General features: G+C 65.7%; 14 protein-coding genes. 8 read left to right on the plus strand and 6 right to left on the minus strand.

Features of this window, described 5'->3' with window-relative positions; all coding sequences use genetic code 11:
* Positions 1 to 67 precede the first annotated feature (67 nt).
* Positions 68 to 349: a XapX domain-containing protein gene (locus IGS58_RS03675; protein ID WP_034786497.1), complete on the plus strand. Its 282-nt coding sequence runs from the start codon at positions 68 to 70 to the stop codon at positions 347 to 349.
* A gap of 12 nt (positions 350 to 361) precedes the next feature.
* Here the strand turns inward: IGS58_RS03675 and IGS58_RS03680 are convergent, their stop codons facing one another.
* The 3 genes from IGS58_RS03680 to IGS58_RS03690 all read right to left on the minus strand — a co-directional run bounded on the left by IGS58_RS03680 (position 362) and on the right by IGS58_RS03690 (position 2,907).
* Positions 362 to 1,021: a response regulator gene (locus IGS58_RS03680; protein ID WP_225317412.1), complete on the minus strand. Its 660-nt coding sequence runs from the start codon at positions 1,019 to 1,021 to the stop codon at positions 362 to 364.
* Entirely contained in the window at positions 1,018 to 1,761 is a 744-nt protein-coding gene (locus IGS58_RS03685) for a sensor histidine kinase (protein WP_092608154.1), read from the minus strand. Before IGS58_RS03685 ends, IGS58_RS03680 begins: the two co-directional genes overlap by 4 nt.
* Before the next feature lie 165 nt (positions 1,762 to 1,926).
* On the minus strand, positions 1,927 to 2,907 hold the full coding sequence (locus tag IGS58_RS03690; protein ID WP_230520684.1) for an alpha/beta fold hydrolase: 981 nt from the start codon (positions 2,905 to 2,907) through the stop codon (positions 1,927 to 1,929).
* A gap of 187 nt (positions 2,908 to 3,094) precedes the next feature.
* Between IGS58_RS03690 and IGS58_RS03695 the strand changes: the two genes are divergently transcribed.
* Entirely contained in the window at positions 3,095 to 3,508 is a 414-nt protein-coding gene (locus IGS58_RS03695) for a DoxX family protein (RefSeq protein WP_205412594.1), read from the plus strand.
* Here the strand turns inward: IGS58_RS03695 and IGS58_RS03700 are convergent.
* Positions 3,505 to 4,905: an aminotransferase-like domain-containing protein gene (locus tag IGS58_RS03700; RefSeq protein ID WP_070281422.1), complete on the minus strand. Its 1,401-nt coding sequence runs from the start codon at positions 4,903 to 4,905 to the stop codon at positions 3,505 to 3,507. The genes IGS58_RS03695 and IGS58_RS03700 overlap by 4 nt on opposite strands.
* Before the next feature lie 370 nt (positions 4,906 to 5,275).
* On the opposite strand from IGS58_RS03700, the gene IGS58_RS03705 reads away from it, so the two are divergent.
* The 6 genes from IGS58_RS03705 (at position 5,276) to IGS58_RS03730 (ending at position 13,614) form a co-directional block, all read left to right on the plus strand.
* Positions 5,276 to 5,629, plus strand: a complete 354-nt coding sequence (locus IGS58_RS03705) for a DUF883 family protein (protein WP_230520685.1) — start codon at positions 5,276 to 5,278, stop codon at positions 5,627 to 5,629.
* Between the two features lie 242 nt (positions 5,630 to 5,871).
* On the plus strand, positions 5,872 to 8,283 hold the full coding sequence (locus tag IGS58_RS03710) for a catalase (RefSeq protein ID WP_329957967.1): 2,412 nt from the start codon (positions 5,872 to 5,874) through the stop codon (positions 8,281 to 8,283).
* Between the two features lie 208 nt (positions 8,284 to 8,491).
* Positions 8,492 to 10,186, plus strand: coding sequence for an MFS transporter (locus IGS58_RS03715; RefSeq protein WP_230520686.1), 1,695 nt, complete (start codon positions 8,492 to 8,494; stop codon positions 10,184 to 10,186).
* Positions 10,173 to 11,375 carry an HlyD family secretion protein gene (locus tag IGS58_RS03720; RefSeq protein WP_070254492.1) on the plus strand — a complete coding sequence of 401 codons (1,203 nt, stop codon included), beginning with the start codon at positions 10,173 to 10,175 and terminating at the stop codon, positions 11,373 to 11,375. The genes IGS58_RS03715 and IGS58_RS03720 overlap by 14 nt, the downstream gene beginning before the upstream one ends.
* A complete protein-coding gene (locus tag IGS58_RS03725) occupies positions 11,372 to 12,769 on the plus strand; it encodes an efflux transporter outer membrane subunit (protein ID WP_230520687.1) in 1,398 nt (465 codons plus the stop codon). Before IGS58_RS03720 ends, IGS58_RS03725 begins: the two co-directional genes overlap by 4 nt.
* 104 nt (positions 12,770 to 12,873) lie before the next feature.
* Entirely contained in the window at positions 12,874 to 13,614 is a 741-nt protein-coding gene (locus IGS58_RS03730; protein ID WP_176376397.1) for a tetratricopeptide repeat protein, read from the plus strand.
* A 39-nt stretch (positions 13,615 to 13,653) separates the two neighbouring features.
* On the opposite strand, the gene IGS58_RS03735 is transcribed toward IGS58_RS03730, so the two are convergent.
* The gene (locus tag IGS58_RS03735) at positions 13,654 to 14,625 is read right to left on the minus strand and encodes a hypothetical protein (protein WP_099388917.1); all 972 of its coding nucleotides are present in this window, start codon (positions 14,623 to 14,625) and stop codon (positions 13,654 to 13,656) included.
* 131 nt (positions 14,626 to 14,756) lie between these two features.
* Positions 14,757 to 17,873 (minus strand): efflux RND transporter permease subunit, encoded by a 3,117-nt coding sequence (locus IGS58_RS03740; RefSeq protein ID WP_034786506.1) that lies wholly within the window; start codon positions 17,871 to 17,873, stop codon positions 14,757 to 14,759.
* Between the last annotated feature and the right edge of the window lie 6 nt (positions 17,874 to 17,879).

Here is a 17,879-nt window from a genome sequence, read left to right on the forward strand (position 1 = left end):
TGCGGCAGTGCCATGCGCCGCGCGCCTGACCGCGCGCGGCGTTTTTTTTCATCGAAAGGAATGCGCCATGAAGTTATATGTGATTTCGCTGGCGGTGGGTTTGCTGGTTGGTATTATCTATGCCGTCTTGCAGGTGCGCTCGCCGGCGCCGCCCGCCATTGCCCTGATCGGCCTGCTGGGCATGCTGATCGGCGAACAGATCGTCCCCGGCGTCAAGCGCCTGATGGCGGGAGAAGCCATCACCGTGTCGTGGCTGCGCAGCGAATGCGTGCCGAAGATCAGCGGCGTGGAAGCGAAGCCGACATTGGCAAAGGCCGAGCCGCAGCAGAAGGATGACAGCGCCGCCTGATTTTCCCGGCAGCTAGAACGCGCCCAGCAAGCCGCGCCGGGCGGCCACCGTGGCCGCCTCGGTGCGGCTTGATACGTTGAGCTTGGTCAAAATATTATTCACATGAAATTTGACGGTGCCCACCTCGATGCCGGCGCTGCGCGCGATCATCTTGTTGCTCTTGCCCGCTGACAGGTGCAGCAGGATGTCGTGCTCGCGTTTCGACAGGCGGTTCGCCTCGATGCGGCCGGCCTGCTGCGCGGCCAGTTCCGGCGGCAGGTAGTGCCTGCCGGCGGCCACCTGGCGGATACACTGCGTCAGTTGCAGGAAGCCGGAATCCTTCAGCAGGTAGCCGCGCGCGCCGGCGCGCAATGCCCGGTGCACGCTGTCCTCGCCCTGGTAGGTGGTGAGGATGACGATCTTCGCTTGCGCGTCGTCGGCGCAGATGCGCTCGATCGCCTCGACGCCATGCATTTCCGGCATGTTCAAATCCATCAGCACCACGTCGGGCCGCAGTTGCCGGTACAGTTCCACGGCGGCGCTCCCCGTGCCGGCCTGGCCCAGCAGGAGTAAGCCAGGCAGTGACGCGATCAGCGAGGCCAGGCCGGCCAGGATCAGCGGGTGGTCGTCGGCGATCAGCAGGGTAATCGGCGGATCGGCCGGGGGCATGGTCGTGTGCATGGTTGTGCTCATGGCGCTGGCAAGGTGAAGTGGAAGACGCTGCCGTGGGGCGCGCCGGGCGCATGCCACAGGCGGCCGCCATGCGCGTCGAGGATGCGGCGGCAGATGGCCAGGCCCATGCCCATGCCGTCCGGTTTGCTGGAATACAGGGCGTGGTACAGGCGGTCGGCCGCCTGCGGCGCGATGCCGGCGCCATTGTCGGCAATGCTGAAGTGCTGCACGCTGCCATCCAGGCGCGAAGACAGCAGCACCGTGCGCGGCCGGCCGCCGGTGTCGCGCAGAGCCTCGATGGCGTTCATCAGCAGGTTCAGGATGACTTGCCGGAATTGCACCGGGTCGGCATGCAGCAGCGGGCGGCCCGGCGCCAGCTGCGTTTCCAGATGGATGGCGTGGCGTTGCAGTGGCGCGCGCAACAGCGGCAGCAGGTCTTGCACGGCGTCGTCGGCCACAAAATGACCGTGGCTGTCCGGCGAATTGCAGGCCAGGCCATGCACGCTGCGCAGCACGGCGCTGGCATGGCTGCCGGCACTGGCGACCAGGGCCAGCGCCGCGCGTGCCTCGTCGAGGCGGGGCGGATCGTGATCGAGCCAGCGCAAGGCGGCATCGGCATTGAGCGCGATGGCCGCCAGCGGCTGGCGCACCTCGTGCGCGACCGATGCGGCAAATTCGCCCATACCGTCCATGCTGCCCATGCGCTGCGCCTGCGCCGGGCCGGGGTCTTGCTTCTGAGGGAAATAATGCATGCTGGCCATCGCGGAACTCCTGTCGTTCGCTGCGGCGTATGCCGCGCTGCAACAAGTATGCACGGCGCATCAGGCATGGCAGTTATACGAATGGGGGAGGCGGGCGGTTTTTTTTGCGCGGCGGGGAAGAGTAGCACCGCCGGGCGGGCCGGCGGTGCGGGAAGCGCAGAACGGTCAGGACTTGATAAAGGCCAGCAAGTCTTCGTTCAGGCGGTCCTTGTGGGTGGCCGGCAAGCCATGCGGCGCGCCTTCATAGATGACCAGCCTGGCGTTCTTGATGAGCTTGGCCGCGGCCTTGCCGGAAGCGTCGATCGGCACGATCTGGTCGTCGCCGCCGTGCACCACCAGCGTTGGCACGGAGATTTTCTTCAGGTCGGCCGTGAAGTCCGTCTCGGAAAACTGCTTGATGCAATCGTAGGCGTTCTTGATGCCGCATTGCATGCCCTGCAGCCAGAAAGTGTCACGCATGCCTTGCGACACCTTGTTGCCGGGACGGTTGGCGCCGAAGAACGGCACCGTCAGGTCCTTGAAAAATTGCGAACGGTCGGCCAGCACGCCGGCGCGGATGCCGTCGAAGACGGACATCGGCAAGCCGCCGGGATTCGTCTCCGACTTGACCATCTGCGGCGGCACGGCGCCCACCAGCACGGCCTTGGCCACGCGCTTTTCGCCATGGCGGCCGATATAACGCGCCACTTCGCCGCCGCCCGTCGAATGGCCGACCAGGGTCGCGCCCTTGATGTCGAGCGCGTCGAGCAGGGTGGCCAGGTCGTCGGCGTAGGTATCCATGTCATTGCCCTGCCATGGCTGGCTGGACAGGCCGTGGCCGCGGCGGTCGTGCGCGATCACGCGGTAGCCGTGGCTGGCCAGGAACATCATCTGGTCTTCCCAGGCGTCGCCCTGTAATGGCCAGCCGTGGCTGAAGACGACGGGCGTGCCACTGCCCCAGTCCTTGAAGTGGATGACGGTGCCGTCCTTGACGGTGACGCTGTTGACGGTGAGCTTGCCCGGTGCCACTGCAGTGCTGGCGGCTTGCTTGGCGGCGGCGCTGGCGCCACCGGCGGCCAGCAGGCCCGCGCCGGCGGCGACACCGGCGACGCTGACGAGCAGCTTGCGGCGGGATGTGACTTCTTCGGCTTCGATTTTCTTCGACATGATGCATTTCCTTCGGGGATGGGGGAGGGACCACAGTTACGGCCTGAGCCAGTAATGGCATCGGCCAGTCTAGGCCTTCGCGCGCGCCGGCGCCTCTGCCAAAAGACCAGTCGCGCCCAGGCGCCCGCCTGCCTATGATGGCTGGCAGCGGCGCGCCGCGCCGCCTGGCTTTCCCACTGGAGTAATCATGAAGAAACACTGGATGGCGGCGCTGGCCGGCCCCTTCTTGCCCGATGCGGGCTTGCTGTTTGCGCGCGTGACGGGCGCGCTGCTGGTGCTGCACGTGCACGGTTTGCCCAAACTGCTGCACTTCTCCGATGAACTGGCGCATATCGACGACCCGCTGCACCTTGGTCGCGCCGTCACCCTGTACTGCGCCCTGTTCGCGGAAATCCTCTGCCCGCTGCTGGTCGCCGCCGGCTTGCTGACGCGCCTGGCCTGCCTGCCATTGCTGTTCCTGCTGGGCGTGTCGATGCTGCTCGTGCACCCGGACTGGAGCATCGCCGACGGCCAGTTCGGCTGGCTGCTGATCATCGTCTTTGGCACGATTGCCATCAGTGGCGCGGGACGTTATTCGCTCGATGCGCGGCTGCGCCGTTAAATGACGAATTCCCGGGGCAGCGCCGGCTTGTGCGCCAGCAGCAGTGATAATTTCTTTAATGCGTTGGCCAGGCGCGCGCGGTCGCGGATGCTGCCCAGCGAAATGCGGATGGCATTCGGTGGGCGGTTGTCGTAGAAGGCGTCCGAGGCCGTGACGGCCACACCCTGGGCGCGGGCCGTGGCGGCCAGTTCGCGCGAGGTCCAGTAGCTGGGCAGTGAATACCATACGTGGATGCCGTTGCTGTGCGGCTGGCTGGTGCCCGTCAACATCGTGCGGATGACGTCCTGGCGCGCGTCCGCTTCGCTGCGTATGCCGGCCAGCAGCGCGTGCGCGGAGCCGTCGTGTATCCATTGCGTCGTCAGCGCCGTCGTCAGGGGCGTGGCCATCAGGGAAAACGAGCGCATGGCCTGCAGGAAGCGTTCGCGCAGCTGCACCTCGGCGATCAAGGTGTAGGCCATGCGCAGGCCCGGCGCCAGGCATTTCGACAGGGTGGCGATATACGACACGTGGGCGGGCGCGTAATGGGCCAGCGGGGGCGGTGCGTCGGACGCCAGCAGCCAGTACGGGTCATCCTCGATGATGTGCATGCCGCAGCGCTGCACCACCTCCGTGATGGCCAGGCGGCGCGCGGCCGGCATGGTGTGCGCTGTCGGGTTTTGCAGGGTCGGGTTCAAATACACGAGGCGCGCCTGGTGCTTGCGGCACGCCTTTTCCAGCGCTTCGGGCAGCATGCCGTCGGCATCCGTTTCCACGACGATGGCCTTGCGGTTCAGCTGGCTCGCCGCCAGGCGCAGGCCGGGGTACACGGCGCTTTCCGTCAGGATGCTGTCGCCTGGCCGGCTGAGAGTCAAGATCAGCGCCGCCAGCGCCGCCTGCGCGCCGGGACAGGCCACCACATGTTCCGCATCGACGTCGCCGAACATGGGCGCGAGCCAGACGGCGCCCGCCGCGCGGTCGGCCTTGCCGCCGCCGCCCAGGTGATAACTCATCAACAGATCGCTGTCCGTGCGCATCAGCACTTGCGCCACGCCCTGTTTCAGCAAGTCGCCGAAATCCACGCCCACGGGCGGCGGCGGGATGTTCATGCTCAGGTCCAGCATCTGCGTCAATTCCACTTTCGGCGCCGCCACATAGGTGCCGCGCGCGCCATGTCCCTCCAGCAGGTTGCGGCGCTTGGCTTCGTCGTAGGCGCGCGTTACCGTCGTCAGGTCGACCTGGTACAGGGCGGCCAGGCGGCGCTGTGGCGGCAATCGGTCACCCGGGCGCAGACTGCCGTCGGACAACGCGCGCTCGAGCATGTCGGCGATCTGCAGGTAGCGCGGGCCGCCATGCTGCACGAACGGCGTGATCCACGCGCTGGCCTGACTTTCTTCTTGTATGGATTTTGATTGGGGCATTTTGTTTTATGTATGGGTATTGCTTCTCGTAATTATGGGCGGAAGCCTTGAAAAAATCCATACATTTATGCGTGGTGGGCTGTATCTTCGGGACGATGCATGACGGATGGTTTGCCCGCCCGTCCCGCCAGGCCGGCGGGGATTGCTATTTCCAACAGGCATTTAAGTCTGCGTCTCAAGGTGTGGCAGCGCACGGTGGCGCGTGGCGGGGGCGGTTAAGGTAGTACCAACAGCTTGCCGCTGATCCACTGTTTGATATGGCTCAGCCCGGCAGCGTTTAGCCGCTTCTTTTTCCCCGAAGCGAGGAGAATCATGATTCGGTCACGGCATCGAGCATGGTTGAAATTATTCACTGTTAAAGGAAACCATCATGAACGCGATTGAAAAAACCAGCTCCGATTTGAACGGCACCGTCCAGGATACCCGCCAGGATTTGCACCGCACCATCGACAAGGTGGCAAGCCAGGCCCAGCCTCTGGCCGACAAGGTGGCCACGCGCGCCCATGACGGCGTGGACCAGGTGGGCGACCGCATCGGCCAGGTCAGCGACACCGTCAACAAGGCTTCCGAAACCTTGATGGCGCGCGGCAAGCAATTGGGCGCCGCCTGCCAGCGCGCTGGCGAGACGGGCCGCGATTATGTACGCGAGCGTCCGGCCGTGTCCTTGCTGATTGCGGCGGCAGCCGGTTATGGCCTGTCGAAACTGCTGGGTTCGCGTAGGTAACTGTACGCAGCCAGGCAAGGTCGTTGTCGTGGGCGCTGGCCCGGTCTGCCTTCATTGCGGGCCGTGCCAGCGCCCACGCGCACAAGGTAGCAGCAAGCGGTAAAGGAGAGTGATGATGCGCTCCATTTTGTTGTGGTTGATCGGCATACCTATTCCCATCATTATTTTGATTGCCCTGTTCGTGCGCTGAATGAGGGAGTTGTAGCGTTACTTCCCGGGGCAAATTACTCACAGGAGATGTAATGGCTAGCAACAAGAAAACGCCGTCCACGGACGGTGCGGGTTCCGTATTGAGCAGCATGTCCGGCCCATCCGACAGCAATGCGCCGCACAGCCTGGGCGCGGACAACGACGTGGCCCGCGCGCTGCTGCAAAAGACGGCCGCCGGCCAGCAGCTGGCCGCCGCCATGGCCGTCAATCCCAAGGAGGATGGCCAGTATGGCGAGGCGGCGCGCACGCCGGTCGAAGGCGTGCATGTAGCGACCGGCGAAGCGCTGGCCACGGCCAGCACCACGGGCGAAACGCTATCTTCTCCGAAGACGGGTGACGGCCAGCCCGCGCTGGGCGAGAATGCGCTGAATAGCTCGCTGGATGGCGCCCGTAGCGACGATAGCGGCTGCGTGCTGACGACCAACCAGGGCGTGCCCGTCGGCGACAACCAGAACTCGCTGAAGGCGGGCTTGCGCGGCCCCACCCTGATGGAAGATTTCATCCTGCGTGAAAAGCTCACGCATTTCGACCATGAGCGCATCCCCGAGCGCGTCGTGCATGCGCGCGGTTCGGCCGCCCACGGTTACTTCGAATGCTACAAGGAGCAAAGCAAGCATACGCGCGCCAGGCTGTTCGCCAAGGCGGGCAAGCGCACGCCCGTCTTCGTGCGCTTTTCCACGGTGGCCGGCGAACGCGGTTCGACCGATACGGCGCGCGACGTGCGCGGCTTTGCCGTGAAGTTTTATACGGACGAAGGCAACTGGGATTTGGTCGGCAATAACATCCCCGTCTTCTTCATCCAGGATGCGATGAAATTCCCCGACCTCGTGCATGCGGTCAAGCCCGAACCGCACAATGGCATGCCGCAGGCGGCCAGCGCGCACGACACCTTCTGGGATTTCGCCTCGCTGTCACCGGAAATCACGCACATGCTGATGTGGGCCATGTCGGACCGCGCCATCCCGCGCAGTTACCGGATGATGCAGGGCTTCGGCGTGCATACCTTCCGCCTCGTGAATGCCAAGGGGCAGTCCGTGTTCTGCAAATTCCACTGGTCGCCCATGGCCGGCACGCACTCGCTCGTGTGGGACGAAGCCGTCAAGATCAGCGGCGCCGATTCCGACTTCCACCGGCGCGACCTGTGGGAAGCCATCGAGTGCGGCGAGTATCCCGAATACGAGTTGTCCTTCCAGGTCTTCACGGAAGTACAGGCGGAAGCGTTCCCCTTCGACGTGCTCGATCCGACCAAGCTGATTCCCGAAGAACTTGTCCCTCTTGTCCCCGTCGGAAAAATGGTCTTGAACCGCAATCCGGACAATTTTTTCGCCGAGACGGAGCAGGTGGCGTTCTGCACGGCGCACATCGTGCCCGGCATCGATTTCTCCAACGACCCGCTGCTGCAGGGGCGCATCCATTCCTATGTCGATACCCAGCTGACGCGCCTGGGCGGCGCCAACTTCCATGAAATCCCCATCAATGCGCCGCTGGCGCCCGTGCACAACAACCAGCGCGACGGCATCCACCGCCAGGCCATCAACCGGGGCCGGGTCGCGTATGAGCCGAACTCGCTGGCGGGCGGCTGTCCGTTCCAGGCGGGCGCGAAGGGTTTCAACAGTTTTCCCGCTTCCGCCGAAGGCGACAAGGTGCGCGGCAAGCCCGAGAAATTCGCCGAGCATTATGGCCAGGCGCGCCTGTTCTGGATCAGCCAGACGCCGGTGGAACAAGACCATATCGTGCATGCGTTCCGCTTTGAGCTGAGCAAGGTGCAGACGGTGGCGATCCGCCAGCGCATCGTCGCCATGCTGCGCAATGTCGATGAGACCCTGGCGCAGCGCCTGGCCGATGGCCTGGGCCTGGCGCTGCCGCCCGTCATGCCGCGCGCCTCCCTGGAGCCGCTGCCGGCATATCCGCCATCGCCAGCCCTGTCGCTCTTTTTCCGCCCCGGCAAGACGGGTATCCATACCTTGCGCGTGGCCATCCTGGTGGGGCCGGGCAGCGATGGCGCGCAAGTGCGCAATATCTATGCCTCGCTGCTGGCCGATGGCGCCGTGCCGCGCCTCGTGGGCAGCCACCTGGGCAAAGTCGACACCAGCGGCGGCGCGCCGCTCGACGTGGAAATCTCGCTCGAGGCGGGACCGTCCGTGCTGTTCGACGCCGTGGTGCTTCCCGACGGCCAGGGCGCCGTGCAGCAGCTGGGCAGCGACGCCAACGCGCTCGACTTCCTGCGCCTGCAATACCGCCACTGCAAGCCGATGCTGGCCAGCGGCGCCGGCAAGGACTTGCTGGACAAAGCTGGCGTACCGGTGACCCTGCCCGATGGCAAGCCGGACCCCGCCATCATCGTCGCGCCTTCCGGCGACGTGGTGAAAGCCGTGGCGGCCTTTAAAAAGGCGCTGGCCGCGCACCGGGCGTTTGCGCGCGAGACGGATCCGCCGAGGGTGTGAGTGGCGGCATCCGCACGGGGGCCGGATCCGCCGGCCCCGTTGCCTACGCTGTTTGAGCGGCATGCGCAACGCCATGCAACAATGTAAACAATAAAAACGTCCTGCAGTGATATGCTGCTGACTAGAACTGTTCATTTGCAACTATTTGCTTGAAGGAAGCAGAACAGCAGCAAGGAACGGCTTCAGCAAACCGGATCGCGATTACTGCATGGACAAGTACACACCTCGCACCTGGGGGCCGGGCGAACGCCCGACCTTGCCCGGGTCGCCATCGATGCCCGAACATTCGACGCCCAAGCGTGTCGCGTATTTCATCGTCGGCCTGATCGTCGCGCTGACGGGGGGACTGGGCAACGGCCTGGTGACGGCCAATTTGCTGAACCTGCAAGGTTCGCTGGCTGCCTATGCCTACCAGATGCAGTGGCTGCCGGCTGCCTACGTGATGACCATCGTTTCCATGAATCTGCTGCTGGTGAAGTTCCGCCAGCAGTTCGGCCTGCGCCTGTTTACGGAAGCGTTCCTGGTGTTGTATGCGCTCGTCACCTTCGCCCACTTGTATGCGAATACCTTGCCGTCCGCGATCGCCGTGCGCGCCGCGCATGGCATGGTGGGCGGCGCGCTGGGGGTGCTGGGCCTGTACTACACCCTGCAGGCGTTTCCCGCGCGGCACCGCCTGAAGGGCGTGGTGCTGGGCCTCGGTTTTGCCCAGTTGGCGCTGCCCCTGGCGCGCATCTTCACTTCCGAACTGCTGCAGATCGGCGAATGGCATGGCCTGTACCTGTTCGAACTGGGACTGGCCCTGCTGGCGCTGGGCTGCGTGCTGGCCCTGAAACTGCCGCCCGGCGACAGGGTGCAGACGTTCGAGCCGCTCGATTTTCTCACCTTCATCCTGTTCGCGCCCGGCGTGGCCCTGCTGTGCGCCGTGCTGGCGCAGGGGCGCACGGCGTGGTGGCTGGAATCCGAGTGGGTGGGCGTGTGCCTGGCATGCTCGATCGTGCTGATCGCCGCCTCGCTGGCCATCGAGCATAATCGCGCGCGCCCGCTGCTCAACACGCGCTGGCTCACCACGGGCAAGATCGCCAAGCTGTTCTTGTCCGTGCTGCTGTTTCGTATCGTGCTGTCCGAATCGACGGGCGCCGTCGGCTTCCTGCAGGCGCTGGGCTTGAACACGGACCAGATGCAAAACCTGTTCGTCGTCGTGCTCCTGGGCAGCGTGGCGGGCCTGGTGGTCAGCGCGCTGACGATCAATCCGGCGACGTTGAACCGCTCGCTGATGTTCGCGCTGCTGCTGATCGCTGCAGGCGCCCTGATCGACGCGCATGCCACCAGCCAGACGCGCCCCGTCAACATGTATGTCAGCCAGTTCCTGCTGGCCTTTGGCGGCACGTATTTCCTCGGTCCCACCATGGTGGCCGGCATGGGCGCCGTCATCGCCGAACCGCGCAACCTGGTGAGTTTTTCCGTGATGTTTACCATGACGCAGAACCTGGGCGGCCTGCTTGGTGCGGCCATCGTCGGCACCATCCAGACGGCGCGTGAAAAATACCATTCCAGCTACCTGGTCGAGCATCTCACCATGCTTGACCCGCAAGTGGCCGCGCGCGTGCAGTCCGGAGCCGCAAGCTATGGCGGCGTGCTGACGGACCCTGCCTTGCGCAGCGCCCAGGGCGTGGCGCGCCTGGGCGCCATCGCCACGCGCGAAGCCAATGTGCTGGCCTATAACGATGTTTTTTTGATGATCGCCGGCGTCGCCATCGCCACCCTGATCTGGATGCTGGTCAGCCAGTCCTGGACCCGCATCACCACCGGCGCGCGTCGCCTGGTCGGCCCCGTGCGCGATGCGCAGACGGCCATGGCCATCGTCCCCATTACCAATTCGGAACCGAGCAATGACAGAAAATAACACCACGCCGCCAGTACCAACACCAGCACCCGCTGCGCCACCTGCCCCGGCGCCTGCGGCAAGCAGCACGCCGCCGCAGCCGGACCGGCGTCACCAGTGGCTGTCCGCGCTGGCCTTTGCCGCCGTGGCCCTGGTGGGCGTGCTGATCGTGCTGTATGCGTGGCGGCTGCCGCCGTTCACCAGCCCCATCGTGACGACGGAAAACGCCACCGTGCGGGGCCAGGTGACCATCATCGGTACGCAGCTGTCGGGCTATGTGGTGGAAGTGACGGTGCAGGACTTCATGGACGTCAAGGAAGGCCAGCTGCTGGTGCGCATCGACGACCGCATTTACCAGCAGCGCTACGAACAGGCGCAGGCCCAGCTGGCCGCGCAGCAGGCGGCGCTGTCGAACTGGGCGCAGCAGAAGGCCAGCGCGCAGGCGGGCATTTCCGTCAGCGAGGCCGTGATGGCCAATGCGGAAGCGCAGGCGCGCAAGGCCAGCGCCGATCTGAATCGCGTGGAGCAGCTGGTGGCAGACGGTTCCCTGTCGCAGCGCGAACACGACCAGTCGCGCGCCGCGCAGGCGCAGATGGCGGCGGCGCTGGCGCAGGCGCGCGCCAATCTCGACATCGCCCAGCAAAGCGTGCATAGCGTGGTGGTCAACAAGCAGGCGCTGGAAGCGGCCGTGGCGAATGCGCAGGCGGCCGTCAAGGCGGCGAAGATCGACCTCGATAACACGCGCATCGTGGCTCCATCCGACGGCCAGCTGGGCCAGGTGACGGTGCGCCAGGGCGCGTATGTGAACTCCGGTGCGCAGCTGATGGCGCTGGTGCCGCGCCAGATGTGGGTGATTGCCAATTTCAAGGAAACGCAAATGAATGGCGTGCAGGAAGGGCAGAGCGCCACCTTCCACGTCGACGCGCTCGATGGCGCCGTGCTGACGGGCCAGGTGGAACGGATCTCGCCGGCCACCGGCTCCGAGTTTTCCGTGCTGCCGGCCGATAATGCGACGGGCAACTACCTCAAAATCGCCCAGCGCATTCCCGTGCGCATCCGCATCGATGCGGGCCAGGCGAATGCGCGCCGCCTGGTGCCGGGCATGTCGGTGGTGGTCAGCGTCGACACGTCCGCCGTGCTGAACGACTCGGCGGACAATCCCGCGCCACCGCCTGCACCGAAAAAGGCGACCGCGAAGGCCAAGCCATGAGGCGCCGCCTCCTGCTGATTGCCGGCGTGCTGGCGCTGGCGGGCTGCGCCGTCAACGCGCCACCGCAGCCCGCATCGGCCCTGCAACTGCCGTCCGGCTGGCGCGCGCAAGGCGAGGGCGGCGCAGCGTCCGCGCATGGTACACAGGTGGAACAGCTGTGGTGGCAGACGTTCGGCGATCCGGTTTTAAGTGATCTGGTGGGCGAGGCGCTGGCGCGCAATGGCGACTTGCGCGTGGCGCGCGCCCGCGTGCAGGAATACCGCGCGCGCCTGGCGCAGGCCGATGCGAACCGCGCGCCCAGCCTGGCCTTCGATGGCTCGCCGACGCGCACGCGCACCCTGGCGTCCAGCGGCAAGCCGTATGTGACGAACGTCTTCCAGGCCGAACTGCAGGCCAGCTATGAAATCGATGTGTGGGGCCGGCTGGCCAATTTGAGCGATGCAGCGGGCGAGAGCTACCGTGCCGAACAGGCCAGCCTCGATGCGGCAGCCCTGTCGATCGCCGCCAGCGTGGCGACGAGCTACCTGAACTTGCGGGGCCTCGACGCGCAGCTGGCGTTGACGCAATCGACCCTGCAGCTGCGCGAACAGTCGCGCGAGCTGGCGCGCAAGCAGTTCGAGGTGGGCTACAGTTCGCGTCTGGAATGGCTGCAGGCGCAATCGGAATACCATGCGGCGGCCGAGCAGGTGCCGCAGCTGCAGCGGCAGATCTTCGAACAGGAAAACGCGCTGGCCGTCCTCGTCGGCGGCAATCCCGGTCCCATCGCGCGCGGCTTGCCGCTGGCCGAGCTGGCGGCGCCTGGCGTGCCTGCCGGCTTGCCTTCCGAATTGCTGCGCCGGCGGCCCGACATCGCGCGCGCGGAACACAACCTGGCGGCAGCCAACGCCAGCCTGGCCGCCACGCGCGACCAGCTGCTGCCCTCGTTCAAGCTGACGGCCGTTGGCGGCGGGCAAGCCACAACCCTCACCGATTTCCTGCATGCGCCCACCGCCCTGTGGCGCTTGACGGCGCTGGCGGCCGGTCCCCTGTTCGATGGCGGCAGGGTGCAGGCGCAGACGGATGCGGCCGGTGCGCAGCGCGACCAGCTCGTGTACGCGTATGAAAACGTGGTGCGCAACGCCTTCGCCGAAACGGAGAACAGCCTGGGCGCCATCTACCGCCTGCGGCAGCAAGCAGTGGAAAACGAGGCGCGCCGCGCCACCGCTGCCGATACCCTGCGCATCGCGCACAACCGCTACCGCAATGGCTACGCCTCGTACCTGGAAGAACTCGACGCCCAGCGCACCCTGTACAGCGCCGACGTGGGGCTGCTGCAACTGAAGACGCGCGTCCTTGTCGCCTCGGTCGACCTGTACCGGGCCATGGGCGGCGGCTGGTCCGCCAAGACGGAATAGGCGCGCGTGCACGGCGCGGTCGTTTGCCGTGGCCAGTGTAATATTCTGACCGGGGAAAGCGGCGGCATGGTGCCAGCTGCTCCCGTCACGAACGAGGTCGCAGCATGACGATTTTTGGCATAGGCATCCACATCCTGATCGCGGTATTTTTTGCGATTCACGTGGTGCGCAACGGGCAGCAGCTGTACTGGCTGCTCATTTTATTCATGTTCCCGCTGCTGGGCAGCGTGGTGTATTTCTTCGCCATCTACCTGCCCAATTCGCGCCTGCCGCAAGGCGCGCGCAAGGTCGCTTCGGTGGCCGTGCAAGTGCTCGATCCGAACCGCGAACTGCGCGAGGCGAGAGCCGCTTTCGAGTACACGCCGACGGCACAAAACCAGATGCGCCTGGCCAGCGCGCTGCTCGAAGCGGGCGATGCACAGGAAGCGGCATCGACCTACGAAGCCTGCCTGCGGGGAGCGTTTTCATCGGACCTGGAAATTCGCCTGGGCGCGGCGCGCGCCTATCTGGAATGCGAACGGGGCGCCGAGGCCTTGACGCACCTGGAATTCATCCGCCGTACGGATATCCATTTCCGTCCCGAGATGGTGTCCCTGCTGACGGCGCGCGCCCTGGCGCAAAGCGGGCGCCAGGTGGAAGCGAAGGCGGAATTCGACGATGCGCTGACACGCTACAACAGTTTCGAGTGCCGCGCCGAGTGCGCGATCTGGGCGTTGCAGCAGGGCGACAAGGTGTTGTCGGAACGCCTGCTGCTCGATATCGACAGCGCCATGGCCCGCTGGAGCAGCCATACGCGTGCCATGTATGCGCCGCTGCTGGTGCGCCTGGAGGCGGCGCGCAGGTAGCTGGCGTGCGTGGGGTCGGACCCGGCGGGTCCGACCCCGTCAAACGCCAGGCACCGTGTTTTTCCCTTCAATTAATTTATATCCCTTGCCATCGAAAGCATAGCGCGCGTGTCCGTTCAGTGGCGTGGCGATGCGCGGCGGATCTTCATCCGGCTTGACCGTGACGCCGGGCTTGATCTTCTCGGAGGCGCCCTTGAAATCGATCAGCAAGTCATCGTAGGCACCGCCATTGCGCGCGGGGGCGAAGCGCCACTTGCCTTCGACCATCCAGCATTCATCCATGTCCGGCGTGCAGGCGCCCATATTGTCCGAGTACAGGTCCATGCCGCCATCGAGCGCGGTTACCTTGCCGTCGCCGATTTCAAACAGGGCCAGTTGCGTGATGGTGTAGCCCTGGCCCGTATAGCCATGGCGGATCGCCAGTCCCGGCTTGTTCGCGCCCAGCATGACCCAGTGGACTTCACCGAGCTGCCCCGATGAACCGAGGGCGGCGATGTTTTCCAGGCGTTTCACGACTTGCCACTGGCCGTCTTCCGGCTGGCCCTTGGGCGCCAGGAAAAACACATTCAACAGTCCCGACGAGGCATGTGCCGATTCCGCCGTGCCTTCCGTGTTGGCCGTTTCCGCATTCGCCACCAGGATGGCGCGGCCATCGGGCAGGAGTTTGTGGCTGACGGCACTGACCACGTAACTGAGTTTGTCGACATGGTTGTCAGGATCGGGCAGGTCGGCCAGCGCATCCTCGCTGTCGCTGCGGTAGTCCTTGCCGAAGATGGCGCGCATCATGCCCACTTCACGCTCGCGCGCCTGCGGCGTGTTCATCGCTTCCGTCCTGGGGGCGGTGGCGGCCGGCGGCGGCACGTGTTCGGCCGATGCGGCATCGTCAGCGGCAGCGGGGACATCGCTTACCACGTCAGCGGCCAGGTCGGCGCTGGCGGGAGCGGTCTTTTCCGAGCAGGCGCCGAGCAGCGCGGATACCAGTAGCAGGACGAGCGGGGTGCGGTAATTCATAGGCAGGGCAGATTGCGTTCATGGAGAATGGGCGCAGTATGCCAGATAGATGGAAGCGAGGGAGCGCGGCCTGGCGGCCGGTCCTTCGCTTCCTTGCCCGCGAGGGGCGATTTTGCAAACAATGGCGACGCCTATTTTTCCAGCGCTACCTTGTCATCGCGCCGCAGCGGCGCCTTCTGGCGGCGCAGTCTGGCCATGCCGCGCTTGAGCAGGTGCTCCAGGTCGTCGATGTAGGTGAACACGGCCGGCACCACCAGCAGGCTCAATAGGGTCGAGGTGATCAGGCCGCCGATCACGGTAATGGCCATCGGCGAACGGAAGCTGGGGTCGGCGCCCCAGCCCAGCGCCAGCGGCATCATGCCGGCGCCCATGGCAATCGTCGTCATCAGGATGGGGCGGCTGCGCTTGTGGCAGGCATCGACCAGCGCATCGAAGCGGTTCATGCCGGCCTGGCGCGCCAGGATCGCATAGTCGACCAGCAGGATCGAGTTCTTGGTGACGATCCCCATCAGCATGATCAGGCCGATCATCGATGGCATCGACAGGGCGCTGCCCGTGATCAGCAGCGCCACGAAGGCGCCGCCGATCGACAGCGGCAGCGCCGCCAGGATGGTCACCGGCTGCATGAAGTCCTTGAACAGCAATACCAGCACGCAGTAGATGCACAGCACGCCGATCAGCATGGCCAGGCCGAAGCTGGCGAACAGCGAGGCCATCTCCTGCGCGTCGCCCAGTTCGGCGATCTTCACGGATGGAGGCAAATTCTTCATCGATGGCAGCGCGCGCGCTTCCACGTTCAATTCACCGAGGGTGCGCGAACCGAGTTCCACGTCGAGGGTCACGTTGCGGCTGCGGTTCAAGCGGTCGATCTGCGCCGGGCCGCTTTCCATCGTGACGCTGGCCACGTTCGCCAGGCGCACGGGGCCATTCTTGCCGGGCACCGTCAGCCGCTCGATGGCGGCCAGGTCGGCGCGCACGCTGTTGGGCAGCTTGACGCGGATCGGTACTTGCCGCTCCGGCAGGTTCATTTTCGTCAGGTCCGTGTCGTAGTCGCCGGCCGTGGCCACGCGCACGGTCTCGCCGATGGCTGCGGCCGTCACGCCCAGGTCCGCCGCCTTGGCGAAATCCGGACGCACGATGATTTCCGGGCGCACCAGCGAGGCGCTGGAATTGACGTTGCCGATGCCTTTCAGGCCGCGCAGTTCGCGCTCGACCTTTTGCGCCGCCGCCATCAGCGCCACCGGGTCTTCCGAGCGCAGCACCAGCTGCATCTTGACGCCCGTGTCGGGCGGCCCCACCGTGAAGCGGGCGCCGGGGATCGTATCGAGCTTGTGGCGCAGCTGCGTTTCCAGGTCCGCCATCGATTCCTTGCGCTCCGTGCGGTGCACGGTGGTCAGGGTCAGCACGGCACGGCGCGCTTCGGCCGCCGCGCCGGGGGCGAAGGCGTCGCCGCTGGAGCCGCCGCCTATCGAACTGAAGACGCCCTTGACGCCTGGCGTGCGCATGGCCGCATCGCGCGCCAGGGCTGCCACGGCCTGCGTTTCACCCAGGGTGGAGCCGGGCGGCAGTTCCAGGTTGATCTGCGTCTGCGCGCGGTCGGCGGCCGGCACGAAGCCTGTCGGCAGCAGCGGCACGAGCGCGATGGCGCCGACAAAGAACAGGGCCGCGGCGATGGCCGTGATGCCGCGGTGGTTCAGGCACCAGCGCATGACCGTCAGATAGCGCGTCATCAGCCAGCCATCCTGCTCTTCCTTGTGCGGCAGCGGTTTCAATATGTAGGCTGCCATCATCGGTGTGAGCAGACGCGCCACCACCAGCGAGGCCAGCACGGCCAGCACGGCCGTCCAGCCGAACTGCTTGAAGAACAGGCCGGGAATGCCGCTCATGAAGGCCGTCGGCAGGAATACTGCCACCAGCGCGAAGGTGGTGGCGATCACCGCCATGCCGATTTCGTCGGCCGCTTCCATGGCCGCTTCCATGGGCGACTTGCCCATGCGCAGATGGCGCTCGATGTTTTCGATTTCCACGATGGCGTCGTCGACCAGCACGCCGACGACCAGGGCCAGCGACAGCAGGGTGACGGTATTGAGCGTGTAGCCGAACCAGTAGATGCCGAGGAAAGCCGGCATCACGGACAGGGGCAGGGCGGCGGCGGCGACCAGGGTGGCGCGCCAGTCGCGCAGGAACCACCACACCACCAGCACGGCCAGCAGCGCGCCTTCGTACAGCAGCTCCATCGAGCCGTCGAAGTTTTCCTCGACGGGGAAGGCATTGTCGATCGACTGCTGCAGCACCACGTTGGGGTTTTCCTTCTGCAGGTCGGCGATGGCGTCGCGTGCGCCCTTGGCAACGGCCACTTCACTGGCGCCCTTGGTGCGGAACACCTCAAAGGCGACGACCGTCTTGCCATCCTGCTCGGCCAGCGCGCGCGGTTCGGCGACCGTGTCGCGCACGGTGGCCACCTGGTCAAGGCGCACATGGCGGCCGTCCGGCAGCGGCACTTCCACGCGCGACAGTTCATCGGCCGTTTTCACGGTGGCGATGGTGCGCACCGACTGCTCGGCGCCGCTGATGTCGCCCCGGCCGCCAGGCGCTTCGCGCTGGACCAGGCGCAACTGGCGCGAGACGTCGAGGGCGGAGACCTTCAATGCCGCCATGCGCGCTTCGTCGAGTTCCACCTGGATCTCGCGGTAGACGCCGCCCACGCGGGTGACGGCGCCCACGCCGGGCACGGTCAGGAGGCGCTTGGCCACCGTGTTGTCGACGAACCAGGACAGGTCGGGAGAATCGAGCGGGTTGTCGACGCCTGGCTTCGCCGTGGCGATAAAGGTCAGCACCACGCGCCCGGCCGTGGACGCCTTGGTGACGGTGGGGTCGCGCAGCTCGGCCGGCATGTCCGCCTTGACCCGCGCGACGGCATCGCGCACATCGTTGACGGCTTCGGCAATCTGCTTTTCCAGGATGAATTCGACGGTGACCGTGACGACGCCATCGAGCACCTTGGTGTAGATGTTTTTCACGCCTTGCAGGGTGGCGACGGAGTCCTCGATCTTGCGCGCCACTTCCGTTTCCAGCTGGGCCGGCGCGGCGCCTGGCAGCACCGCGCTGACGGTGACGATGGGCAGTTCGATGTCGGGGAAATCCTGCACCGGATTGGCCTTGTAAGCCAGCAGACCGGCCAGGGTCAGCAGCGCGAACAGCATGATGGCCGGGATCGGATTCTTGATCGAGAGGGAGGAAAAATTCATGGCCTC

The organism is Janthinobacterium sp. EB271-G4-7A, assembly GCF_020858075.1.
GTDB classification, from domain to species: Bacteria; Pseudomonadota; Gammaproteobacteria; order Burkholderiales; family Burkholderiaceae_D; genus Janthinobacterium; species Janthinobacterium lividum.

Excerpts from the sequence above, each read along its gene's own strand:
- IGS58_RS03740 (WP_034786506.1), bottom strand. The coding sequence starts at position 17,873 with ATGAATTTTTCCTCCCTCTCGATCAAGAATCCGATCCCGGCCATCATG.
- IGS58_RS03725 (WP_230520687.1), top strand. The coding sequence starts at position 11,372 with ATGAGGCGCCGCCTCCTGCTGATTGCCGGCGTGCTGGCGCTGGCGGGC.
- IGS58_RS03715 (WP_230520686.1), top strand. The coding sequence starts at position 8,492 with ATGGACAAGTACACACCTCGCACCTGGGGGCCGGGCGAACGCCCGACC.
- IGS58_RS03705 (WP_230520685.1), top strand. The coding sequence starts at position 5,276 with ATGAACGCGATTGAAAAAACCAGCTCCGATTTGAACGGCACCGTCCAG.
- IGS58_RS03700 (WP_070281422.1), bottom strand. The coding sequence starts at position 4,905 with ATGCCCCAATCAAAATCCATACAAGAAGAAAGTCAGGCCAGCGCGTGG.
- IGS58_RS03730 (WP_176376397.1), top strand. The coding sequence starts at position 12,874 with ATGACGATTTTTGGCATAGGCATCCACATCCTGATCGCGGTATTTTTT.
- IGS58_RS03710 (WP_329957967.1), top strand. The coding sequence starts at position 5,872 with ATGGCTAGCAACAAGAAAACGCCGTCCACGGACGGTGCGGGTTCCGTA.
- IGS58_RS03675 (WP_034786497.1), top strand. The coding sequence starts at position 68 with ATGAAGTTATATGTGATTTCGCTGGCGGTGGGTTTGCTGGTTGGTATT.
- IGS58_RS03695 (WP_205412594.1), top strand. The coding sequence starts at position 3,095 with ATGAAGAAACACTGGATGGCGGCGCTGGCCGGCCCCTTCTTGCCCGAT.
- IGS58_RS03685 (WP_092608154.1), bottom strand. The coding sequence starts at position 1,761 with ATGGCCAGCATGCATTATTTCCCTCAGAAGCAAGACCCCGGCCCGGCG.
- IGS58_RS03720 (WP_070254492.1), top strand. The coding sequence starts at position 10,173 with ATGACAGAAAATAACACCACGCCGCCAGTACCAACACCAGCACCCGCT.
- IGS58_RS03735 (WP_099388917.1), bottom strand. The coding sequence starts at position 14,625 with ATGAATTACCGCACCCCGCTCGTCCTGCTACTGGTATCCGCGCTGCTC.
- IGS58_RS03690 (WP_230520684.1), bottom strand. The coding sequence starts at position 2,907 with ATGTCGAAGAAAATCGAAGCCGAAGAAGTCACATCCCGCCGCAAGCTG.
- IGS58_RS03680 (WP_225317412.1), bottom strand. The coding sequence starts at position 1,021 with ATGAGCACAACCATGCACACGACCATGCCCCCGGCCGATCCGCCGATT.